Origin of the sequence: Enterococcus sp. AZ103, assembly GCF_051714685.1 — a bacterium.
Lineage (GTDB): Bacteria > Bacillota > Bacilli > Lactobacillales > Enterococcaceae > Enterococcus_A > Enterococcus_A alishanensis.
This window is the reverse complement of sequence record NZ_JBIOSI010000001.1, coordinates 717,165-737,356: the sequence shown is the minus strand read 5'-3', so window position 1 is coordinate 737,356 and position 20,192 is coordinate 717,165. Positions and strand designations below refer to the sequence as shown.

12 protein-coding genes and 1 other annotated feature are annotated in these 20,192 nt (G+C 37.2%); of the genes, 5 read left to right on the top strand and 7 right to left on the bottom strand.

The window, feature by feature from the left end; genetic code table 11:
- Positions 1-24: 24 nt before the first annotated feature.
- Both ID741_RS03705 and ID741_RS03700 read left to right on the top strand, forming a co-directional pair.
- Positions 25-2,673 (top strand): HAD-IC family P-type ATPase, encoded by a 2,649-nt coding sequence (locus ID741_RS03705; RefSeq protein ID WP_438719097.1) that lies wholly within the window; start codon positions 25-27, stop codon positions 2,671-2,673.
- Positions 2,674-2,802: 129 nt separating this feature from the next.
- Complete coding sequence (locus ID741_RS03700) at positions 2,803-3,603, top strand: TraX family protein (protein WP_438719096.1); 801 nt, start codon at positions 2,803-2,805, stop codon at positions 3,601-3,603.
- Positions 3,604-3,640: 37 nt separating this feature from the next.
- Here ID741_RS03700 and ID741_RS03695 read toward each other — a convergent pair whose 3' ends face one another.
- On the bottom strand, positions 3,641-4,771 hold the full coding sequence (locus ID741_RS03695; RefSeq protein ID WP_438719095.1) for a 5-methyltetrahydropteroyltriglutamate--homocysteine S-methyltransferase: 1,131 nt from the start codon (positions 4,769-4,771) through the stop codon (positions 3,641-3,643).
- A 54-nt stretch (positions 4,772-4,825) separates the two neighbouring features.
- Positions 4,826-5,046 (bottom strand) — a binding site (T-box leader).
- Positions 5,047-5,368: 322 nt separating this feature from the next.
- On the opposite strand from ID741_RS03695, the gene ID741_RS03690 reads away from it, so the two are divergent.
- Positions 5,369-5,758, top strand: coding sequence for a hypothetical protein (locus ID741_RS03690; protein WP_438719094.1), 390 nt, complete (start codon positions 5,369-5,371; stop codon positions 5,756-5,758).
- A 141-nt stretch (positions 5,759-5,899) separates the two neighbouring features.
- Here the strand turns inward: ID741_RS03690 and gloA2 are convergent, their stop codons facing one another.
- From gloA2 to ID741_RS03660, 6 genes are all read right to left on the bottom strand, one after another.
- On the bottom strand, positions 5,900-6,286 hold the full coding sequence (gloA2, locus tag ID741_RS03685; RefSeq protein ID WP_438719093.1) for an SMU1112c/YaeR family gloxylase I-like metalloprotein: 387 nt from the start codon (positions 6,284-6,286) through the stop codon (positions 5,900-5,902).
- Positions 6,287-6,358: 72 nt separating this feature from the next.
- Positions 6,359-6,763 carry a pyridoxamine 5'-phosphate oxidase family protein gene (locus ID741_RS03680; RefSeq protein WP_438719092.1) on the bottom strand — a complete coding sequence of 135 codons (405 nt, stop codon included), beginning with the start codon at positions 6,761-6,763 and terminating at the stop codon, positions 6,359-6,361.
- A 76-nt stretch (positions 6,764-6,839) separates the two neighbouring features.
- Positions 6,840-8,204, bottom strand: a complete 1,365-nt coding sequence (locus tag ID741_RS03675) for an MFS transporter (RefSeq protein ID WP_438719091.1) — start codon at positions 8,202-8,204, stop codon at positions 6,840-6,842.
- Positions 8,205-8,354: 150 nt separating this feature from the next.
- Positions 8,355-9,083, bottom strand: coding sequence for a glycosyltransferase family 2 protein (locus ID741_RS03670; RefSeq protein WP_438719090.1), 729 nt, complete (start codon positions 9,081-9,083; stop codon positions 8,355-8,357).
- 91 nt (positions 9,084-9,174) lie between these two features.
- Complete coding sequence (locus ID741_RS03665) at positions 9,175-12,024, bottom strand: DUF3427 domain-containing protein (protein WP_438719089.1); 2,850 nt, start codon at positions 12,022-12,024, stop codon at positions 9,175-9,177.
- A 12-nt stretch (positions 12,025-12,036) separates the two neighbouring features.
- Entirely contained in the window at positions 12,037-12,435 is a 399-nt protein-coding gene (locus ID741_RS03660) for a (deoxy)nucleoside triphosphate pyrophosphohydrolase (protein ID WP_438719087.1), read from the bottom strand.
- A gap of 368 nt (positions 12,436-12,803) precedes the next feature.
- On the opposite strand from ID741_RS03660, the gene rpoB reads away from it, so the two are divergent.
- Complete coding sequence (rpoB, locus tag ID741_RS03655) at positions 12,804-16,418, top strand: DNA-directed RNA polymerase subunit beta (protein ID WP_218327124.1); 3,615 nt, start codon at positions 12,804-12,806, stop codon at positions 16,416-16,418.
- 105 nt (positions 16,419-16,523) lie between these two features.
- Positions 16,524-20,171, top strand: coding sequence for a DNA-directed RNA polymerase subunit beta' (rpoC, locus tag ID741_RS03650; protein ID WP_281419043.1), 3,648 nt, complete (start codon positions 16,524-16,526; stop codon positions 20,169-20,171).
- The last annotated feature ends 21 nt before the right edge of the window (positions 20,172-20,192 follow it).

The window sequence follows — 20,192 nt, the reverse complement described above, 5'->3', positions numbered from 1 at the left end:
TTAAAAAATAGGATGGAGAGACACATGAATAAAAAAGATTTTCAATTAAATGTAGAAGAAACTTTAGAAAAATATCAGATTAATGAGTTAACAGAAGGTTTGTCAGAACAACAAGTCAAAGAACAATTGGCCAAATATGGTCCCAACAAAATTGAAAGTAAAAAAACACCAAAATGGCGTTTGTTTTTACGACAGTTTAACAATATGATTATTTGTATTTTGATGATTTCAGCGTTGTTAACGTTAATCATGGGGCACCGTTCTGATGCGATGATTATTGCTATTGTAGTCATCGTCAATGCTTTGATTGGTTATTTCCAAGAAGCCAACGCCTCTGACGCATTAGAACGAATTAAGGAAATGATGTCAGCAGAGGCAACGGTTTATCGTGAAGGCATTCGAACCGATGTGCCAGCAGAAGACATTGTTGTAGGCGATGTAGTCTTCTTAGAAGCTGGGGACAATGTGCCGGCAGATTTGAGAATTGTTGAGGCTGATAATCTACGCATTCAAGAATCAGCGTTGACAGGTGAACCCGATTCCGTTGAAAAAGAAATCGAAGCGTTGGAAAATAGTGAAACTCCCTTAGCTGAGCAAAATAATTTAGCGTTTGCTTCGACTTCAGTCACTTCTGGTAGTGGTGAGGGTGTTGTAGTTGCTGTCGGCGCTCAAACGGAGATCGGGAAAATTTCCACTGAAGTCAATAATGCTGATGATCGTAAAACGCCATTGATGCAAGAAATTGATGGCTTAGGAAAAGGGATTACCTATGTGATTATGGGTGTCGCGATTGTTTTGTTTATTGTGAGTTTGTTTTTGAAAACTTATTCCCTTTCCGTTTTATCGTTAGCGGTAGTGACAATGATTGTTGGTTCAATTCCAGAAGGATTACCAGCAACAACCTCAGTGGTTTTAGCAATGGGTGTTAGTGACATGGCAAAAAATAAACACACAATTGTTAAAACTTTACCGGCAGTTGAAACGTTAGGTTCAGTTGACGTAGTAGCTACTGATAAGACTGGTACGCTGACAAAAAATGAAATGACTGTTAAAGATATTATTTTCCGCGATTGTCATTATCAAGTATCTGGTGATGGTTATCAGCCAACCGGTGAAATTTTGCAAGAAGGTCAAAAAGCGACAATCAGCCAACAACTAACACTTTTTCTTGAGGCTGGTTATGAAGCCAATGACACTGTTTTGGTAGAAGAAGACGGACGCTGGCAAATCAATGGTGAACCAACTGATGGCTCATTTTTAACTTTATACTATAAAGCATTAGGCTGTGACGCACCTGAATATCAAGAGATTGACATGCTGCCATTTGATTCCGATTATCGTTACATGGCAAAATTAGTCGAAAATCCTGCAGGTGAAAAAATCTTATTTATCAAAGGCTCGCCAGATAAATTATTTGTGATGGCGGAAGAATCAGAAAGTGATTTTGATAAAAATTATTGGCAAAAACATGTCACTGATTTATCGGCAGAAGGCAAACGGGTGGTGGCGGTTGGGTACCAAAAAATGCCAGCCAGTGTGACGGAAGTTACCCATGAATTATTAGAAGCAGGGATTTGTCTAATCGGTGTCGCCGGAATTATCGATCCGCCACGAGAAGAAGTTATTCCAGCTTTGAAAGAAATGAACGATGCTGGTGTTGCAGTCAAAATGATTACCGGTGACCATCCTTTAACTGCTAAGGCAATCGGTGAAAAATTAGGATTGGCGCCTAAAATTAAAGTCATTACTGGCGGCGAATTAGATGAATTAACCGGTGAAGATTTTAAACAAGCGGTTTTAAATAATCAAGTTTTTGCCCGCACCACGCCAAAAAATAAAATGGATATCGTTGAAGCCCTCCAAGATAGCGGCAAGGTAACTGCCATGACTGGTGACGGAGTCAACGATGCACCAGCTTTAAAACGGGCGGACATCGGTGTAGCAATGGGGATGAAAGGGACTGACGTAGCCAAAGATTCCGCCGATATGATTTTGACTGATGATAATTTTGGGACAATGTCGGTGGCGATTCGTGAAGGGCGACGGATTTATGACAATATTAAGAAAAGTATTTTGTTTTTATTGCCTACTTCCTTTGCAGAAGGGTTGATTATTGCTTTTACAATTTTGATGCAAAAAGAGATGCCTTTACAACCCACTCAATTATTATGGATTAACATGGTATCGGCAATCACCATTCAGTTTGCCTTTATTTTCGAACCGGCAGAAGCTGGCTTAATGAAACGTAAACCACGAAAAACCGGTAGTAGTTTGTTGAATCGTCATGATATTTGGCAGATGGCTTATGTCTCAGTGATTATGGCTTTAATCAGTATAGTCGCTCATGATTGGCTATTGGATCAAGGAGTCAGTCAAGTTGTGGCTAGTACGATGATGGTAAATATTGTTGTCTTGAGTAAAATTTTCTATCTATTTAATATTCGTACCAGTCAACCAGTGATATCGAAGTCCTTTTTTAGTAATCCGAAAGCATTTTTGATTATTGGGATTATGCTGATCTTGCAGCTGTTGTTAACCTACGTACCATTTATGCAGCAGGCTTTCCATACAGCAAGTATGTCATGGACTGCTTGGGGGATTGCGATTGCTTCTGGTGTGATTATTTTAGTCATCACTGAAATTGATAAAATGATTCGTTTAAAAAGAAAATAATAGATAGGGCTATCCGAATTTTTGGATAGTCTTTTTTGCGAACAAAAATGTAAGACGGTTGTTAGCTGTCTCGATGGTCGTAAAAAAGAATTTCCTTTAAGATAGAAAAAAAGATAAAAGGGGATTTATATGAAGACAAAAGTAAATGGGTTTCAAATTAAAGTCATCGGTGTTATTACGATGGTCTTCGATCATTTGGGACAGTTTTTCTCATTTTTAGGCATTCCATTGTGGTTTCATTGGATTGGTCGAATCGCAGCACCGCTTTTCTTATTTGAAAGCTCAGAAGGATTTATCCATACTAGTAATCGAAAAAAATATATGTTTCGTTTGTTAATCGGCTTCTGGATTATGAGTGTTGGTGATTGGATTTTAAATACATATTTTGCAATAGGTAATGCGATTGTGATTAATAATATTTTTGGCACCTTGTTAGTCGGTACAATTTATATGCAAAGTATTGAATTTTTGAAATCAGGTGTTAAAAATAAATCCAATAAAGATATTTTAAGTGGTATTGGTTTATTTTTATTACCAATTTTAACTAGTGTGTTTCCTTTTTTAGGCATTTTTACTGGTGGAGATTCAACAATAGTTAACTGGATTGTGATACTCTCGGGCTTCTTTTTACCAAGTTTATTGTTAGCTGAAGGCGGTATTTTATTTGTTTTATTAGCAGTATTGTTTTATTTATTCCACGGTAAGAAAATCTGGCAGGTCTTGAGTTTAGTCATGATTGCGGCGATTTCATATTTTGCTGGCGGGGGCAATCCTTTTACGGATAATTATCAATGGATGATGCTACTTTCTGCTATCCCGATTATTTTATATGACGGAACAAAAGGGAAGAGTATGCGGAATTTCTTTTACATTTTCTATCCTGCCCACATTTTCATTTTTGCTTTGATCAGTTACTTTATTCAAAGATAAAAAACAGCTTGAGGTGTTGTCCTCAAGCTGTTTTTGCTTACCAAATATCTTTGGCAATTTCTTGTAATAGTTGAATTTTGGCCCATTGTTCTTCATTTGTTAAATGGTTGCCTTCTTCAGTCGAAGCAAAGCCGCATTGGGGGCTGATACTTAAATTTTCCAATGGAATAAATTCAGTTGCTTCATTAATTCGGGCTTCAATCGCTTGTCGGTCTTCTAGTTCAGGGAATTTTGAAGTCACCAAGCCTAAAACAACTTTACTATTTGGTGAGTGCCAGTGGCGTAAAGGTGAAAAATCACCAGAACGATCGCTGTCATATTCTAAAAAGAAACCATCATAATTTGTAGCAAATAAAGCTTCAGCAATTGGTTCGTAACCACCAGAAAACAGCCAAGAGGAAGCGTGATTGCCGCGACAAATATGAGTGGTGATTGTTAAATCTTCTGGTTTATTCGTCAATGCTTGATTAATAATATCGCGACAAATATCAGCAATTTCATCGGGATTGATGCCTTTTTTCGTTAACTCATTCCGCTTATTAGCATCAGCTAAAAAGGCCCAGTTAGTATCATCAAATTGTAAGTAACGACAACCTAAAGCATAAAAAGCTTGGATAGCTGATTGGTAAGTCGTGGCTAAATCAGTGTAAAAATCGGTTAAATTCGGATAGATTTCATGAATTTTACCGGAACCATCATTGGCTAATAATTCTTGGCGTAAAATCATTGTCGGACTAGGGATGGTCGCTTTTGCCAAATGTTCACCATCTGTTTCTACCGCATTTTTTAAGAAAACAAAATCTGCTAAAAAAGGATGTTCTTGATTAAAGGAAATCGGTCCAGTGACCCGAATATTGTAAGAAGGGGCTGCTTTACCTTTAAAAGTTTGATTGTAGCCAGCTTCTGGCACGTAACCAGTCACACCATTTAAATTTTCTAGAAAATCAATGTGCCAAAAACCACGACGAAATTCACCATCAGTAATCCCTTTTATGCCAGCGGCTTTTTGTTGCGCGACTAATTCTAAAATGGCAGCATCTTCAATTTCTCGTAGTCCTTCTTGTGATAAGGTGCCAGCTTTTACTTGTCGACGGGCCGCGTGAATTGCTTGGGGACGTAAAAAACTACCTACATGGTCAACGGTGAATGGAATAGTTTGTTTTGTCATATAAATTCCTCTTTTCTGTTTTTAAAATAAAAAAAGTCCTCTTACTATTTCTAGTAAAAGGACGAAAATATCGTGTTACCACCTTTGTTCGGGAAAAATCCCCTCTGCCTGATCAATCAATCAGCGGTCTGTTAGCGCAGACCAGACGTTTTTGACTACTTATCGCCAAAAAAACTTCAGAGGCCATTTTCAATCTTCTTTTTGCTGACTCTTTGCACCAACCAGAGCTTCTCTTAAGCAAGGCAAAAATTTACTTTCCTCGTCATCAGTTATAAATTTTAATGTTTTTATTATTCTACTCTTAAATAAAAAATTGTCAATTCCGATTTTTCGTCGAATAAACTTTCTATTTTTTACCTATTTTATTCATCACTTCGTCACATTTTCCGACTATTATAAATGCATACCAACAAACAACCCTATATTTTTTCATTTTTAACTCCTAGCCCGCCAGTTCCCCGACTGGCGGGCATCCTTTTGTCTTAATTGACTTGCTTACCTTTTCTTAAACAATCATTCATATAATCCCCTATCTTTGATTAAAAATTATTCTTGAAGTTCGTGTTTAATAGAATACAACAAAGAAAGGTGATGTATATGACATATAAATATAAAGTAGCTGTGATTCAGCAAACCAATTTACCCTTGACGATCCAATTTATTAGTGAAGATTTTTCACCAGCCTTAAATCAAAAATTAGATCAAGCAGTTCTGGCGATGCAAGATTTCTTAAATCAAGAGACTAGAGAGCTACCACTATTTAATATTTCTAGTCACCGTCAAGGTAGTCAATCGAGTGTCGGTGTGACAAAAAATTCACCCCTAGAAGAAGCTTTTAATCATTATCTGCACCCATTCGTTGAAAGAGGTGAAATTATATCGGCGGCAGTCAATGGCGGCGGTACACCACAAAATAGTGGACAACAAATTTTCAGCTGGCATATGGAAGTGGTTCCGCAACAAGCAGGAACTTATCTTTATAAATAAACCCCAAGATTTCCTAGTTTTATTCATAAGATATTCACAATTTGTGATTAATATATAAGCATACCAACAAACAAACCCTAACACTTTTTTTCATTTTTAACTCCTAGCCCACCAGTTCCCCGACTGGTGGGCATCCTTTTTTTATTCGTGTAATTCCAGCGGTAAGCCATCAGGATCAAAAAAGAAAGTCATTTTCTCTCCAGTAAAATCATCCACTCTCAAAGGCTCACAACGAACATCTTTTTCCTCTAAATATGCAACGGCAGCTTCGATATTTTCAGTTTTAAAGGCCAAATGTCGTAAACCATTAGCTTCAGGAAAACTAGGACGTTTTGGCGGATTTTCGACTACAAATATTTCTAATTCTGCATCGTTGTCTAGTTGATAATCCAATTTGTAGTCGTTGCGCTCTTTCCGATAATGCTCTCTAATCAGTGGCAACGATAATATTTCACCGTAAAATTGTTTGGTTTTTTTGTAATCAGAAGCAATAATTGCCACATGGTGAATTGTCGTAAAATTTTTCATGAAATTCCTCTTTTCTAAATGAAATAAAATGACGCAAACGATTAAAATCGTCTACGTCTAGTGTACCGCTATTTAGCCTTCAATCAAATCTCCGGCGTGTGGACCAGCATCTAACAAATAGATTTTGGTAATGTCGACAACAATCGCTGCTTTAGGTTCAGGTAAATGCCCTGAATCAGCTGCGAATTTTTTCGCGGATGCAAAAATTTCATCATCTGTGTGAATTTCTACCGGACCTTCAAAACGGAAGCCTTTAAATTTAGGATGATCAACTGTCGCAACAACTACTCGCGGATTGACTTGAACATTTTGCCAAGCTTGTTTGCCAGTGTGTTCGTTATAAATCAAATGATGGTCATCTAAAACACGTAAGGTACCTTTAGGACCAATTTGAGGATAACCTGTTGCATCAGTTGTTGCAATAAAACTTAATTGTGCGCCAATCATATCTTTCATTTCTTGTGTAAGTGTAGCCATAAATATCGTCTCCTTTATGATGACTGTATACTAGCACTTTCATGAAATTTTTGGAAAAAATGCGGCTCGAAAATAGTTATTTTTTTTGACGCTGAAATTCTCGCCAAACAGCAACAAAAACTAACAATAATAAGACTAATAAAAAGGCTAATGCCAATTGAGAACCTAAAATAGTTCCACTGATTAAATCAGCTTGATGATTTTGGACAAAATTGATAATGGTAGCCACAATTGCTGTCGCTACAGCACCAGCAAATTGTTGTAAAGTATTAAAAATTGTATTGCCATCGCCAAAATCAGCATCATCAATTTGACTCATGCCGCTGGTCATTAAATTACTGTAAGCAAAACCTATACCGATCATATAAAATACATGTCCTGCAACTAATCCTAACAAAATCGGTGCCCGTAAAATAATTGTTAATCCCGTCCAGCCAATAGCAGCCAGCGCCAAACCAATTAAGATTGGTTTTTTTGGACCAAACTGATCGAGCATCCGTCCCGAGATGGGTGCTAATAAAGCCCCAACGGTTGCTCCAGGAAACATCACTAAACCAGCCACAAAAGCATCTTTACCTAAAACGATTTGAACAAAGTTTGGTAAAACAAAAGAAACACCTAATAGTAAAAACTGACAAACTAAAAAGGCTAATAAAAAGGTCCGAAAAGCTGAATTTTTTAAAATTTTCAAACTAACTAAAGGTTCTTTTGTGTGAGTTGCTTGGCGATAAAAGATTACTAAGCCTAAGATACCGACAGCTAAAGGAATAATGCTCAACCAGCTACCAATTTGATTTAAGAAAATTAAGCTTCCGCTAAACAATAAAGCCAAACCTAACAAGCTAACTAAATCCAATTTTCCACTTTTTTCAATTGGTAAATCAGGAATGGCAATTAAGCCTAAAACTAAAGAAAGTAACAGCACCGGCACTAGGAAAATAAAAATATAATGCCAAGATAACGCCGAAGTTAAAATACCACCATAGGTTGGGCCAATCGCTGGGGCGATCGAGGTTGTTAGTGTCCCTAAACCCATCATGGTTCCGCGCATTTTTAGCGGAGAGTATTTCAAAATAATATGAAACATTAACGGCAAAGCAATTCCCGTACTAATTCCTTGTAAAATCCGTCCCAACAATAAAATTGGAAAATTAAAGGCCAAGAAATCGGTCACGATACCTAAAATAAAAATCACATTAGCGATAAAAAATAAGCGACGTAAGGTCATGTTTTTCAATAAAAAATTCGCCAACGGCACCATAATGGCAATCACCAATAAATAAATAGTGGTTACCCATTGCACCGTCCCAGTAGAAATGCCAAATTGTTTAATCAATGTGGGGAAAGTAACATTCATAGCAGTTTCAATCAAAACCCCGGCAAAAGACATTATTCCGGTTGCCAAAACCGCCATCGTTAAATGGATTTTTTTCTCTTTCATTCAATCACCTCAAAATTTCATAAAAAAAGAGAGTCGGCTTCTAAATTAATAGAAACCGCCTCTCTCTCGACACAACTTATCGCTGTGTTATCTGTACGATTTATTCACTATTTAAAGTAAAACAATTTACTAAAAGAGTCAAGACCCAAATCAGTTTTTGATTTGTTTACCCAGAGTATCAATTTTGCGGCGAATAATCTGTTCCATTTGACGCATATCCCGACTAGCCTGATGAATCGTACTTGTAGGTCGATTGACCTTTTGATAAAGCATTTGTGGTAGAAAACTAAAGGTAGCTTGGGGCGCTTTAGCAATATATTCAGCAGTAAACCATAGATCTTCTGCCAAAGCTATTTTTTCATCAAAAAGAATTTTCTCATCTAATAAAACAGCATGACGAAATAATTTATTCCAAATATAACCACCAATTGGACTGTCAAAAGAGTTCACCGCAGTGAAGATTTCTTTTCGACTAAGTAACTGGACCTTTTCTGATGAAGCAGCATTACGATAGCCCCATTGATAACCCACCGTAGCCAAGGCAATCTCATCATTCATCTGTTCAGTTAAAGCTTCAATAAACTGAGGTGCCAATAAATCGTCGCCATCAACAAAGCTGATAAACGTACCCTTTGCTTTTTTAATACCAAAATTGCGAGCACTAGAAACACCACGATGATGATCCAAACGAAAAATCTTTACGCGATCATCTTGAGCAGCCAAATTTTCCATGACTGAAAAACTATTATCTTTTGAATGATCATCGATCAATAAAATTTCGATATTCGAATAAGTTTGCGACAGAATAGTTGCAACGCTCTTCGCTAAATACGCGTCAATATTGTAAACCGGAACAATCACACTGACTAGTTGATTCATTTCTTCACCTTCTCTAGTAAAGAAAATAATGTGTGTAAATAAAAAAGTCCAGTCATATGTTCTAATAAGAAAATATGACTAGATTAAATTTTTATTTTTGTAGGTATTTATAAAGCGTTGTTTCAATGGGCTGATGAAATTTCAAATCTAGTTCGACAACATTTTGTTCTTTCCCTTCTTGGAGTGGTTTCTTAAGTTGTTGAATGGAATCAAGGACTGGTGATACTTTACCTAAATAGTAAAATTCAGTACCTTCATCATCAGATTTTTTTGCAAAAACAAAAAAATCCCAATCAATTGGATTACTCAAAATTTTAACTTCTGGGGAATTTAAAGTTCTTGGAGATTTTGTAAACCACCGCATTGTTTGTTCGTCAATAAGTTCGTCTTCATAGGCCATTAAGGCCCCTTTAAAAGAAGCCCCTTTATCTAGAGTAACAAAAATTACGAACTTATTATTTTTATACGTATAACCACCAATATTTTGATCAACCATTTGTGTAGACCAGTTTAATAATCTTAAAACGTCTCTACGACGATATTTTAGATAAGGTGTTAATAATTGTGATTGATTAAAAGATTTAGACTTTTTTAATGCGGTATTTAGTGTATCAATGAGTAATTCTTGAAAATATTTATTGTGTAGCTCTTCTAGAAAATCAGTTGTGAGCCAAACGTTTTCTTGATCAAAAGAGATAAATGTAGCTTGTTCATAATTTTTTTTAAAAGTTCCTGTATAAAAGTTTAAGGATAAAGTATCCAACGTTGATAATACAAGATCTTCTGAAGATACTAAATTTTCACTAGAAAACAATTGTGAAACTTGTTTTAAAGTCATTCTTTTTTTTACTAATAATCTTTTTAATAATAAACTATCATGTGGCCGCTTCCCTGGTAATAATTCGCTTGTCAAGAAATTTAGGTAAAGAACTGCTCGATCTGATAAAACTTCTTTTTGCTCCTTTAGTTTAACTAAAAAATTATAATAAGATTTGTACTTAGCGGCAATAACATAAGGGTCAATACTTTCTAAATCTAAAAAGTCTATTAGCATTGGCGTTCTATTCAAGCGATATTTAGCACTCTGAAAAATTTCTTTCAGCTCTTTCATTGAATCCAGAGCAGCTTGATTGATTGACTTGTATATCCGTTCTTTAGCAATTTCTTCAAAATTTATTGAAGAGATTCCAGTAATAAAATTTGTGTCGAAAGTATCTTTTCGTAATGAATCTTTATTTCTAGAAAGATCACCGGACAAAGCCATTGGAATCATATAGTTATTTTTATAGTTTCCGATAAAATCAATGATTGTTACAAATTCTTTCGAAGAATCTTTTCGTAATCCGCGACCAAGTTGTTGGATAAAAATAATATTTGATTTTGTATTCCGCAGCATTATCACTTGATTTATCTTTGGAATATCAATTCCTTCGTTAAAAATATCAACAGTAAAAATATAATGAATTAAACCTGCTTCTAATTTTTCTATTTCTATTTCTCTTTCTAAAATAGAGTTGTCACCGATAAGATAGCTACTCTTAATCCCGGCTTGATTAAATTGATTACAAAGGTTTATTGCTTCTTCCTTTCGACTGCAAAAGATTAATCCCTTTGGGTCATTATGGGAACAGCCGTAGTAATTAATTTTCTCAATTAAAAAGTCTACACGCTCTGATGTAGTTAACAAATTTAGATCGGAGGTTTCTGAAATAATTTCATTATCTTTTTCGTAATCGGTTACCCCAAAATAATGGAAAGGACATAAAAAATCTTCTTCTAAAGCTTCTTGCAAACGAATTTCATAGGCGATGTTATAGTCAAATAACTCAAAAATATTAAAATTATCTGTTCGCTCAGGCGTAGCTGTCATACCTAAAAGAAAATCAGGATCAAAATAATTTAAAGTCGATAAATACGTTTTTGCACCAGCTTTATGAACTTCGTCAATTAAAATATAATCGAAAAATTTTTTATTAAAGAGTTCTTGATACTTAGGTTTTGAGATAGTTTGGATAGTCGCAAAGAGATATTTTGCATCCAATTCTTTTGTATTACCAGACAAAACACCGTAGTCGGATGAATCTCCACCAATGATTTTTTCAAAAGATTCTTTTGCTTTATTTAAAATTTGTTCGCGGTGAACAATGAATAACATTTTTTTAGGTTGAAATTGTAAAACGTCAAAAGCTGCTAAGTATGTTTTTCCAGTACCTGTTGCAGAAATAATCAAAGCTTTTTCAGCGCCAGATTTTCTTAGATTTTTTAAATTAGTCAATGCTGTTTTTTGCATTTGATTAGGAACAATGTAATCATTAGAATTTAGAGTCTGATCCTGAGTAGTGGAGAAATCGGATGAGTAATTTACTGGTTTATAAATTACTCTGTACTGTTTTATCCAATCAGAAGTTAACAGTACGGCAGTAGCCCAGTCTTCTTTTAATTGATTGGTAACTTGATGGATAATATCACCATTCTCATAAGAAGTTAGACGAATATTCCATTCATAATTTTGTTTCAAAGCATTCATTGTTAGGTTTGAGCTACCGATAATGAAAGTACGATAATCTGCTTGATCAAATAAGTAACCTTTAGCATGAAATCCCACTTTTTTTGATATTCGAACTTCTAAATTAGGAATATTTAGTAAGGATTCGAAAACGTCAGGGTGATTAAAAAGCAGATAGGTAGAAGTCAAAATTTTTCCAGTAATACCACGTCTGTTTAAATCAGAAAGATGAGATTTCAATCCATTTATGCCTGCTTGTGTAATAAAAGCAATTGAAAAGAAAAAATTAGTACATGTGTCGATTTCATTTTGTATAGTATTCAAGACATAATTATTTTTAGCGGGTTGATTAATAATCAGTTGAGGGTCATATTTTGAACTCTCTATTTCTTTATTAATAAACCCTTTTTTTAAAGATTGTTCTAAAACATCCATTTGGTAATCTCCTTAAGTATTATCTTTTATGAGTTTGCTTACAGTTGGTATATCAGCAGGGGCCCATTCCAATTGGGTCAGCTGCTTCACAGATAACCATCTAATTTCAATATGTTCTGTTAATTTTGGTTCCCCAGTAGTTAAGTGACAAATAAAAGTTGTTAAATGAATGATACCAAAATCGTATTCATGTCTTGTCGAAACAAATTTTTCTGGATCAACAGATACCGAGATTTGTAGTTCTTCATTTAGTTCTCTTTTCAAAGCTGCTATTGGAGATTCATCTAATTCTATTTTACCACCTGGAAATTCCCAGAAATTAGCTAAGGATTTTCCAGGTCCACGTTTTGCACAAAGAATCTTATTATCTTTAAAAATAATTGCACCTACAACATTAATCGTTTTTTTCATAATTACACCCTCTTTTAAAATAATTTACTTTTCATTATAGAAGATCTAAAAAAAAACACCAATCTATAATAATAGACAAAAGTCAGTCAAGGGCCTTCATCAGCCCTTGACTTTTTTGTTCGTATGCTGTATCATTCGAAGTTGCAAAAACTATTTGAAATGATTAAGGCAGGAGCGAAATATTGTCCGTTCCGGCTCTATAGGGAAAACAAAAGTAGAAGCTTCAACCGAAGAACGTTCTATTTTTGGTTTTTTTTTCGCCTAAAAGCCGCAAAAAATGTCTGTTGTTACATAATTTTAATTTTTGTAATTAAAATGTAACTTAATTTTCGAGCTAGTTTTCAGACTTTTTAAGAGGGGTGAAGAACTTGGCTGGACACGTAGTAAAATACGGGAAACACCGAGAACGCAGAAGCTTCGCACGAATCAGTGAAGTGTTGGAATTACCAAATTTGATTGAAATCCAATCAGATTCATACCAATGGTTCCTAGATGAGGGTTTGCGAGAAATGTTTGAAGACATCTTGCCAATTGATGACTTTAACGGAAACTTGTCACTTGAATTTGTAGATTATGATTTGAAAGAGCCTAAATATACTGTTGCAGAAGCACGTCAACATGACGCAAACTATTCAGCACCATTACATGTTGTTTTACGATTAATCAATCGTGAAACTGGAGAAATCAAATCCCAAGAAGTATTCTTTGGTGATTTCCCATTAATGACTGAACAAGGCACATTTATTATTAACGGAGCAGAACGGGTAATCGTATCACAATTAGTTCGTTCACCAGGTGTTTATTTCCATGGAAAAGTGGATAAAAATGGTAAAGAAGGTTTTGGTTCAACTGTCATTCCTAACCGTGGTGCATGGTTGGAAATGGAAACTGATGCAAAAGATATTTCTTATGTAAGAATTGACCGTACGCGTAAAATTCCATTAACAACTTTGGTTCGTGCTTTAGGTTTTGGTTCTGATGATACAATCATGGAAATCTTCGGCGAAAGCGAATCATTACACAATACGATTGAAAAAGATTTACACAAAAACCCTAGTGATTCAAGAACTGAAGAAGGTTTGAAAGATGTATACGAACGTTTACGTCCAGGTGAACCTAAAACAGCTGATAGCTCAAGAAGCTTGTTAACAGCCCGTTTCTTCGATCCAAAGCGTTACGACTTAGCGAATGTTGGTCGTTACAAAGTAAATAAAAAATTAGATTTAAAAACACGTTTATTAAACTTAACTTTAGCGGAAACTTTAGTAGATGCTGAAACAGGTGAAGTAATCGTTGCAAAAGATACTGTTTTAACCCACCAAGTGATGGATGAATTAGGACCACATTTGGAAAATGGTTTAAATAAAGTAACTTATTTCCCATCAGATGATGCTGTTGTAACTGACGACATGGTGGTTCAACCAATTAAAGTTTATTCTCCAAAAGATCCTGAAAGAGTCATTACAGTTATCGGAAATGGCTATCCTGATTCTTCTGTTCGGACAGTACGTCCAGCGGATATTATCGCTTCAATGAGTTATTTCTTAAACTTAATGGAAGGTATCGGCAATGTGGATGATATCGACCATTTAGGTAACCGTCGTATTCGTTCGGTTGGGGAATTATTACAAAACCAATTTCGGATTGGTTTGGCGCGGATGGAACGTGTAGTACGTGAAAGAATGTCAATTCAAGATACTGAAACTTTGACACCGCAACAATTAATTAATATTCGCCCAGTTGTCGCAAGTATCAAAGAATTCTTTGGTTCTTCTCAGTTGTCACAGTTCATGGATCAAACGAACCCATTAGGTGAATTGACGCATAAACGTCGTCTATCAGCCTTAGGGCCTGGTGGTTTGACTCGGGACCGTGCGGGTTATGAAGTACGAGATGTTCACTATTCCCACTATGGCCGGATGTGTCCAATTGAAACACCCGAAGGTCCAAACATTGGGTTGATCAACTCACTAGCTTCATACGCTAAAGTAAATAAATTTGGTTTTATTGAAACACCATATCGTCGCGTAGATCGTTCAACTGGTCGCGTAACCGATAAAATTGATTATTTAACTGCTGACATTGAAGATCACTACGTAGTGGCTCAAGCAAACAGTAAATTAAATGATGATGGTACTTTTGTGGATGATATCGTAATGGCCCGTGCCACTTCAGAAAACTTAGAAGTAACCGTAGATAAGATCGATTACATGGATGTGTCACCAAAACAAGTAGTTGCGGTAGCGACAGCGTGTATTCCTTTCTTAGAAAACGATGACTCAAACCGTGCCTTAATGGGTGCCAACATGCAGCGGCAAGCTGTGCCATTGATTAACCCTCGTTCTCCTTGGGTTGGGACTGGTATGGAATATAAAGCAGCTCATGACTCAGGCGCTGCTTTAATTTGTAAACACGATGGTGTCGTTGAATTCGTTGATGCGAGTGAAGTTCGTGTGCGTCGCGCAAACGATGCATTAGATAAATATGACATTACTAAATTCCGTCGTTCAAACTCAGGCACTAACTATAACCAACGTGCTTTAGTTGGCCTTGGTGAAGAAGTTGAAGCTGGTGATATCTTAGCTGATGGCCCTTCAATGGAAAATGGCGAATTGGCTTTAGGTCAAAACGTTGTCGTAGCCTTCATGACTTGGGAAGGTTACAACTATGAAGATGCGATTATTATGAGCCGTCGTTTAGTAAAAGATGATGTTTATACTTCTGTCCATATTGAAGAATATGAATCAGAAGCCAGAGATACAAAATTAGGACCTGAAGAAATCACTCGCGAAATCCCGAACGTTGGGGAAGACGCATTGAAAAACTTAGACGAAATGGGTGTTATTCGCATTGGTGCTGAAGTTTATGATGGTGATTTATTAGTTGGTAAAGTGACGCCTAAAGGGGTTACGGAATTATCTGCTGAAGAACGTCTATTGCATGCAATCTTCGGTGAAAAAGCCCGTGAAGTTCGTGATACTTCATTACGTGTGCCTCATGGCGGCGGCGGGATCGTTCACGATGTGAAAATCTTTACTCGTGAAGCTGGCGATGAATTATCTCCAGGTGTAAATATGTTAGTTCGGGTTTATATCGTACAAAAACGTAAAATCCATGAAGGTGACAAGATGGCCGGACGTCATGGTAACAAAGGGGTCGTTTCTCGGATTATGCCGGAAGAAGACATGCCTTACCTACCAGATGGTACACCAGTCGATGTCATGTTAAATCCATTAGGGGTTCCTTCTCGGATGAATATCGGACAAGTATTAGAATTGCATTTAGGAATGGCTGCTCGTTCATTAGGTATCCACGTTGCGACACCAGTATTTGATGGCGCGCAGGATAAAGATGTTTGGGAAACGGTTCGTGAAGCAAGTCTAGCTGGCGATGCCAAGACTGTTTTATATGATGGTCGGACTGGTGAAGCCTTTGATAATCGGATTTCTGTCGGTGTTATGTACATGATTAAATTGGCCCATATGGTTGATGATAAATTGCATGCTCGTTCAATTGGACCTTACTCACTTGTTACCCAACAACCATTGGGTGGTAAAGCACAGTTTGGTGGACAACGTTTTGGTGAAATGGAAGTATGGGCTCTAGAAGCTTACGGTGCTGCTTATACATTACAAGAAATCTTGACTTACAAATCAGATGATGTAGTTGGTCGGGTGAAAACATACGAAGCCATCGTCAAAGGTGAACCAATTCCAAAACCAGGTGTACCTGAATCTTTCCGCGTATTAGTGAAAGAGTTACAAGCCCTTGGTTTAGATATGCAAGTTTTAGATATCGAAGACAAAGAAATCGAACTTCGTGACATGGATGATGATGACGATGATTTAATCACTGTCGATGCTTTGACTAAATTTGCTGAGCAACAACAAACAGCAAAAGATTTAGAACAACAAGCAAAAGCACAGGTGGCTGAAGAAAAATCTGACTTAGTCCAAGAAATCGAAACTGCAGAAGACTTATAAAATAGCCGGTCAGTCGGTTTCCTTGCGAAGCCGACTGCCACTTAACCGTTAGAACTAAACCAAAAGATTTAGTCCTGCCTTAAAATGAAATGGAGGGAAACCCTTTTGATCGATGTAAATAAATTCGAGAGTATGCAAATAGGTTTGGCTTCTCCTGAAAAAATCAGAAGCTGGTCATATGGTGAGGTTAAAAAACCTGAAACCATTAACTATCGTACTTTAAAACCTGAACGTGAAGGTTTATTCGATGAAAGAATTTTTGGGCCAACCAAAGACTGGGAATGCGCCTGTGGTAAATATAAGAGAATTCGTTATAAAGGTATTGTTTGTGATCGTTGTGGTGTAGAAGTTACACGCTCAAAAGTTCGTCGTGAACGGATGGGTCATATCGAACTAGCTGCACCTGTAACACACATTTGGTACTTTAAAGGAATTCCTTCAAGAATGGGTCTTATTTTAGATATGAGTCCTCGTGCTTTAGAAGAAATTATCTATTTTGCCTCATATGTGGTTATTGATGCTGGTAATACTAGTTTAGAAAAGAAACAATTACTAACTGAACGCGAATACCGCGAAAAACGTGACCAATACGGTCAAGAATTCCACGCAGCAATGGGTGCAGAAGCAATCAAACAATTGTTAGATCAAGTTGATCTAGAAGGCGAATCTGCTGAATTAAAAGAAGAGCTTAAAACAGCTCAAGGACAAAAACGGACTCGAGCAATTCGTCGTCTAGATGTTTTAGAAGCTTTCCGTTCTTCTGGTAATCGTCCAAGCTGGATGGTTATGGATGTTATCCCTGTTATCCCGCCAGATTTACGTCCAATGGTGCAATTAGAAGGTGGTCGTTTTGCGACTTCTGACTTAAATGATTTGTATCGTCGAGTAATTAACCGGAATAACCGTTTGAAACGTCTATTAGATTTAAATGCACCCAATATCATTGTTCAAAATGAAAAACGGATGCTACAAGAAGCCGTTGATGCTTTAATCGATAACGGTCGTCGTGGTCGTCCAGTTACTGGTCCAGGTAACCGCCCATTGAAATCTCTTTCTCATATGTTGAAAGGGAAACAAGGTCGTTTCCGTCAGAACTTACTGGGTAAACGGGTTGACTACTCAGCACGTTCAGTAATCGTTGTAGGACCAACTTTACAAATGTACCAATGTGGTTTACCAAAAGAAATGGCAATCGAATTGTTCAAGCCTTTCGTGATGAAAGAATTAGTACAACGAGAAATTGCTTCAAATATCAAAAATGCAAAACGTAAAATCGAACGTCAAGAAGATGTCGTTTGGGATGTATTAGAAGAAGTTATTCAAGAACATCCAGTGTTACTTAACCGGGCACCTACGCTACACAGACTAGGTATCCAAGCATTCGAACCAATCTTGGTTGAAGGTCGCGCCATTCGCTTGCACCCATTAGTGTGTGAAGCCTACAATGCCGATTTCGATGGAGACCAAATGGCGGTGCATTTACCTTTAGGTGAAGAAGCTCAAGCCGAAGCTCGGATGTTAATGCTAGCTGCTACCCACATTCTGAATCCAAAAGATGGTAAACCAGTCGTTACACCATCTCAAGATATGGTATTAGGGAACTACTACCTAACAATGGAAGAAGAAGGCCGCGAAGGCGAAGGCATGATCTTCCGCGACATGAATGAAGCTGTTTTAGCATGGCGCAATGGTTATGTCCATTTACACTCACGTGTAGCTGTTGATCCAAATACTTTAGGGGACAAACCATTTACAGAATGGCAAAAAGAACGGTTATTAATTACAACCGTTGGTAAAATTATCTTCAATGATATTATGCCACAAGAATTCCCTTATTTAAATGAACCAACTGATGCAAACTTAACGCAAGCAACACCAGATAAATATTTTGTTGAACGTGGTAGTGATATTCCAGCAGCAATTGCTGAACAAGAGGTCATCTTACCATTCAAGAAGAAAAATCTGGGTAATATCATTGCTGAAGTCTTCAAACGTTTCAAAGTAACAGACACTTCAATGATGCTTGACCGCATGAAAGATTTAGGATACAAACATTCAACAATGGCTGGGATGACCGTAGGGATTGCTGATATTTCTGCCTTGGCTGAAAAACATCAAATCATTGATGATGCTCACGGACAAGTGGGTACTATCACGAAACAATTCCGTCGTGGTTTGATTACTGATGATGAACGTTATGAACGTGTAATTGGCGTTTGGAATGCTGCAAAAGATGAAATCCAACAAAAACTGATGGAATCATTAGATGCGAAAAACCCAATCTTCATGATGTCAGATTCTGGAGCCCGTGGTAACATCTCCAACTTTACTCAGCTTGCTGGGATGCGTGGATTGATGGCCGCTCCGAATGGACAAATCATGGAATTACCAATCATCTCAAACTTCCGAGAAGGACTTTCAGTCTTGGAAATGTTTATCTCTACTCACGGGGCGCGTAAAGGGATGACCGATACTGCCTTGAAGACTGCCGATTCAGGTTACTTAACACGTCGTTTAGTTGACGTTGCCCAAGATGTAATCGTACGAGAAGAAGATTGTGGTACTGACCGTGGTCTAGAAATCTCTACAATTCGTGAAGGTAACGAAATTATCGAAGCGTTAGAAGAACGTTTAGTGGGTCGTTATACTCAAAAAACTGTTCGTCATCCAGAAACTGGCGAAGTATTGCTAGGCGCAGATGCTTTGATTAGCGAAGCAGATGCTAAGCTTGTGCTTGATGCTGGTGTTGAAACTGTGACGATTCGTTCAGTCTTTACATGTAATACGAAACACGGTGTATGTAAACATTGTTACGGTCGTAACTTGGCAACTGGTGATGATGTTGAAGTTGGTGAAGCAGTTGGTACAATCGCTGCCCAATCAATCGGTGAACCAGGTACTCAGTTAACCATGCGTACTTTCCATACCGGCGGGGTTGCCGGAGACGACATCACTCAAGGTCTTCCTCGGGTTCAAGAAATTTTTGAAGCGCGTAATCCAAAAGGTCTTGCTGTGATTACTGAAGTTACTGGTGTAGTAACTGAAATCGTTGAAGAAGCCTCAACCCGGACAAAAGAAGTTACTGTCAAAGGTGAAACTGATACTCGGACTTACACAGTTCCATATACTGCTCGTATGAAAGTGGCAGAAGGCGACATGATCCATCGTGGCGCTCGCCTAACTGAAGGTTCAATTGATCCTAAACACTTATTACAAGTGCGGGATGTGATTTCAGTTGAGACTTACTTGCTACGTGAAGTACAACGTGTATACCGGATGCAAGGGGTAGAAATCGGCGACAAACATATCGAAGTAATGGTTCGTCAAATGTTACGTAAAGTCCGGATCATGGATCCAGGTGATACTGACATCTTACCAGGTACTTTACTAGATATTGCTGATTTCAAAGATCAAAACTACAAAACCATTATTACTGGTGGCGTACCAGCAACAAGTCGTCCAGTCTTATTAGGTATTACTAAAGCGTCATTAGAAACAAACAGCTTCTTGTCAGCTGCTTCATTCCAAGAAACAACTCGGGTATTAACCGATGCTGCAATTCGCGGTAAGAAAGACCCATTACTTGGATTGAAAGAAAATGTTATCATCGGTAAGATTATTCCTGCCGGTACTGGTATGGCAACATACCGTAACATGGAGCCAAAAGAAGTCGTTGTTGCTAGCGAAAATGTCTATTCAATTTCTGACATTGAAGCACAAATGGCTGCTGAAGATGCTTTAAACAATCTATAAAAAATTAACTCTTCTGAATGA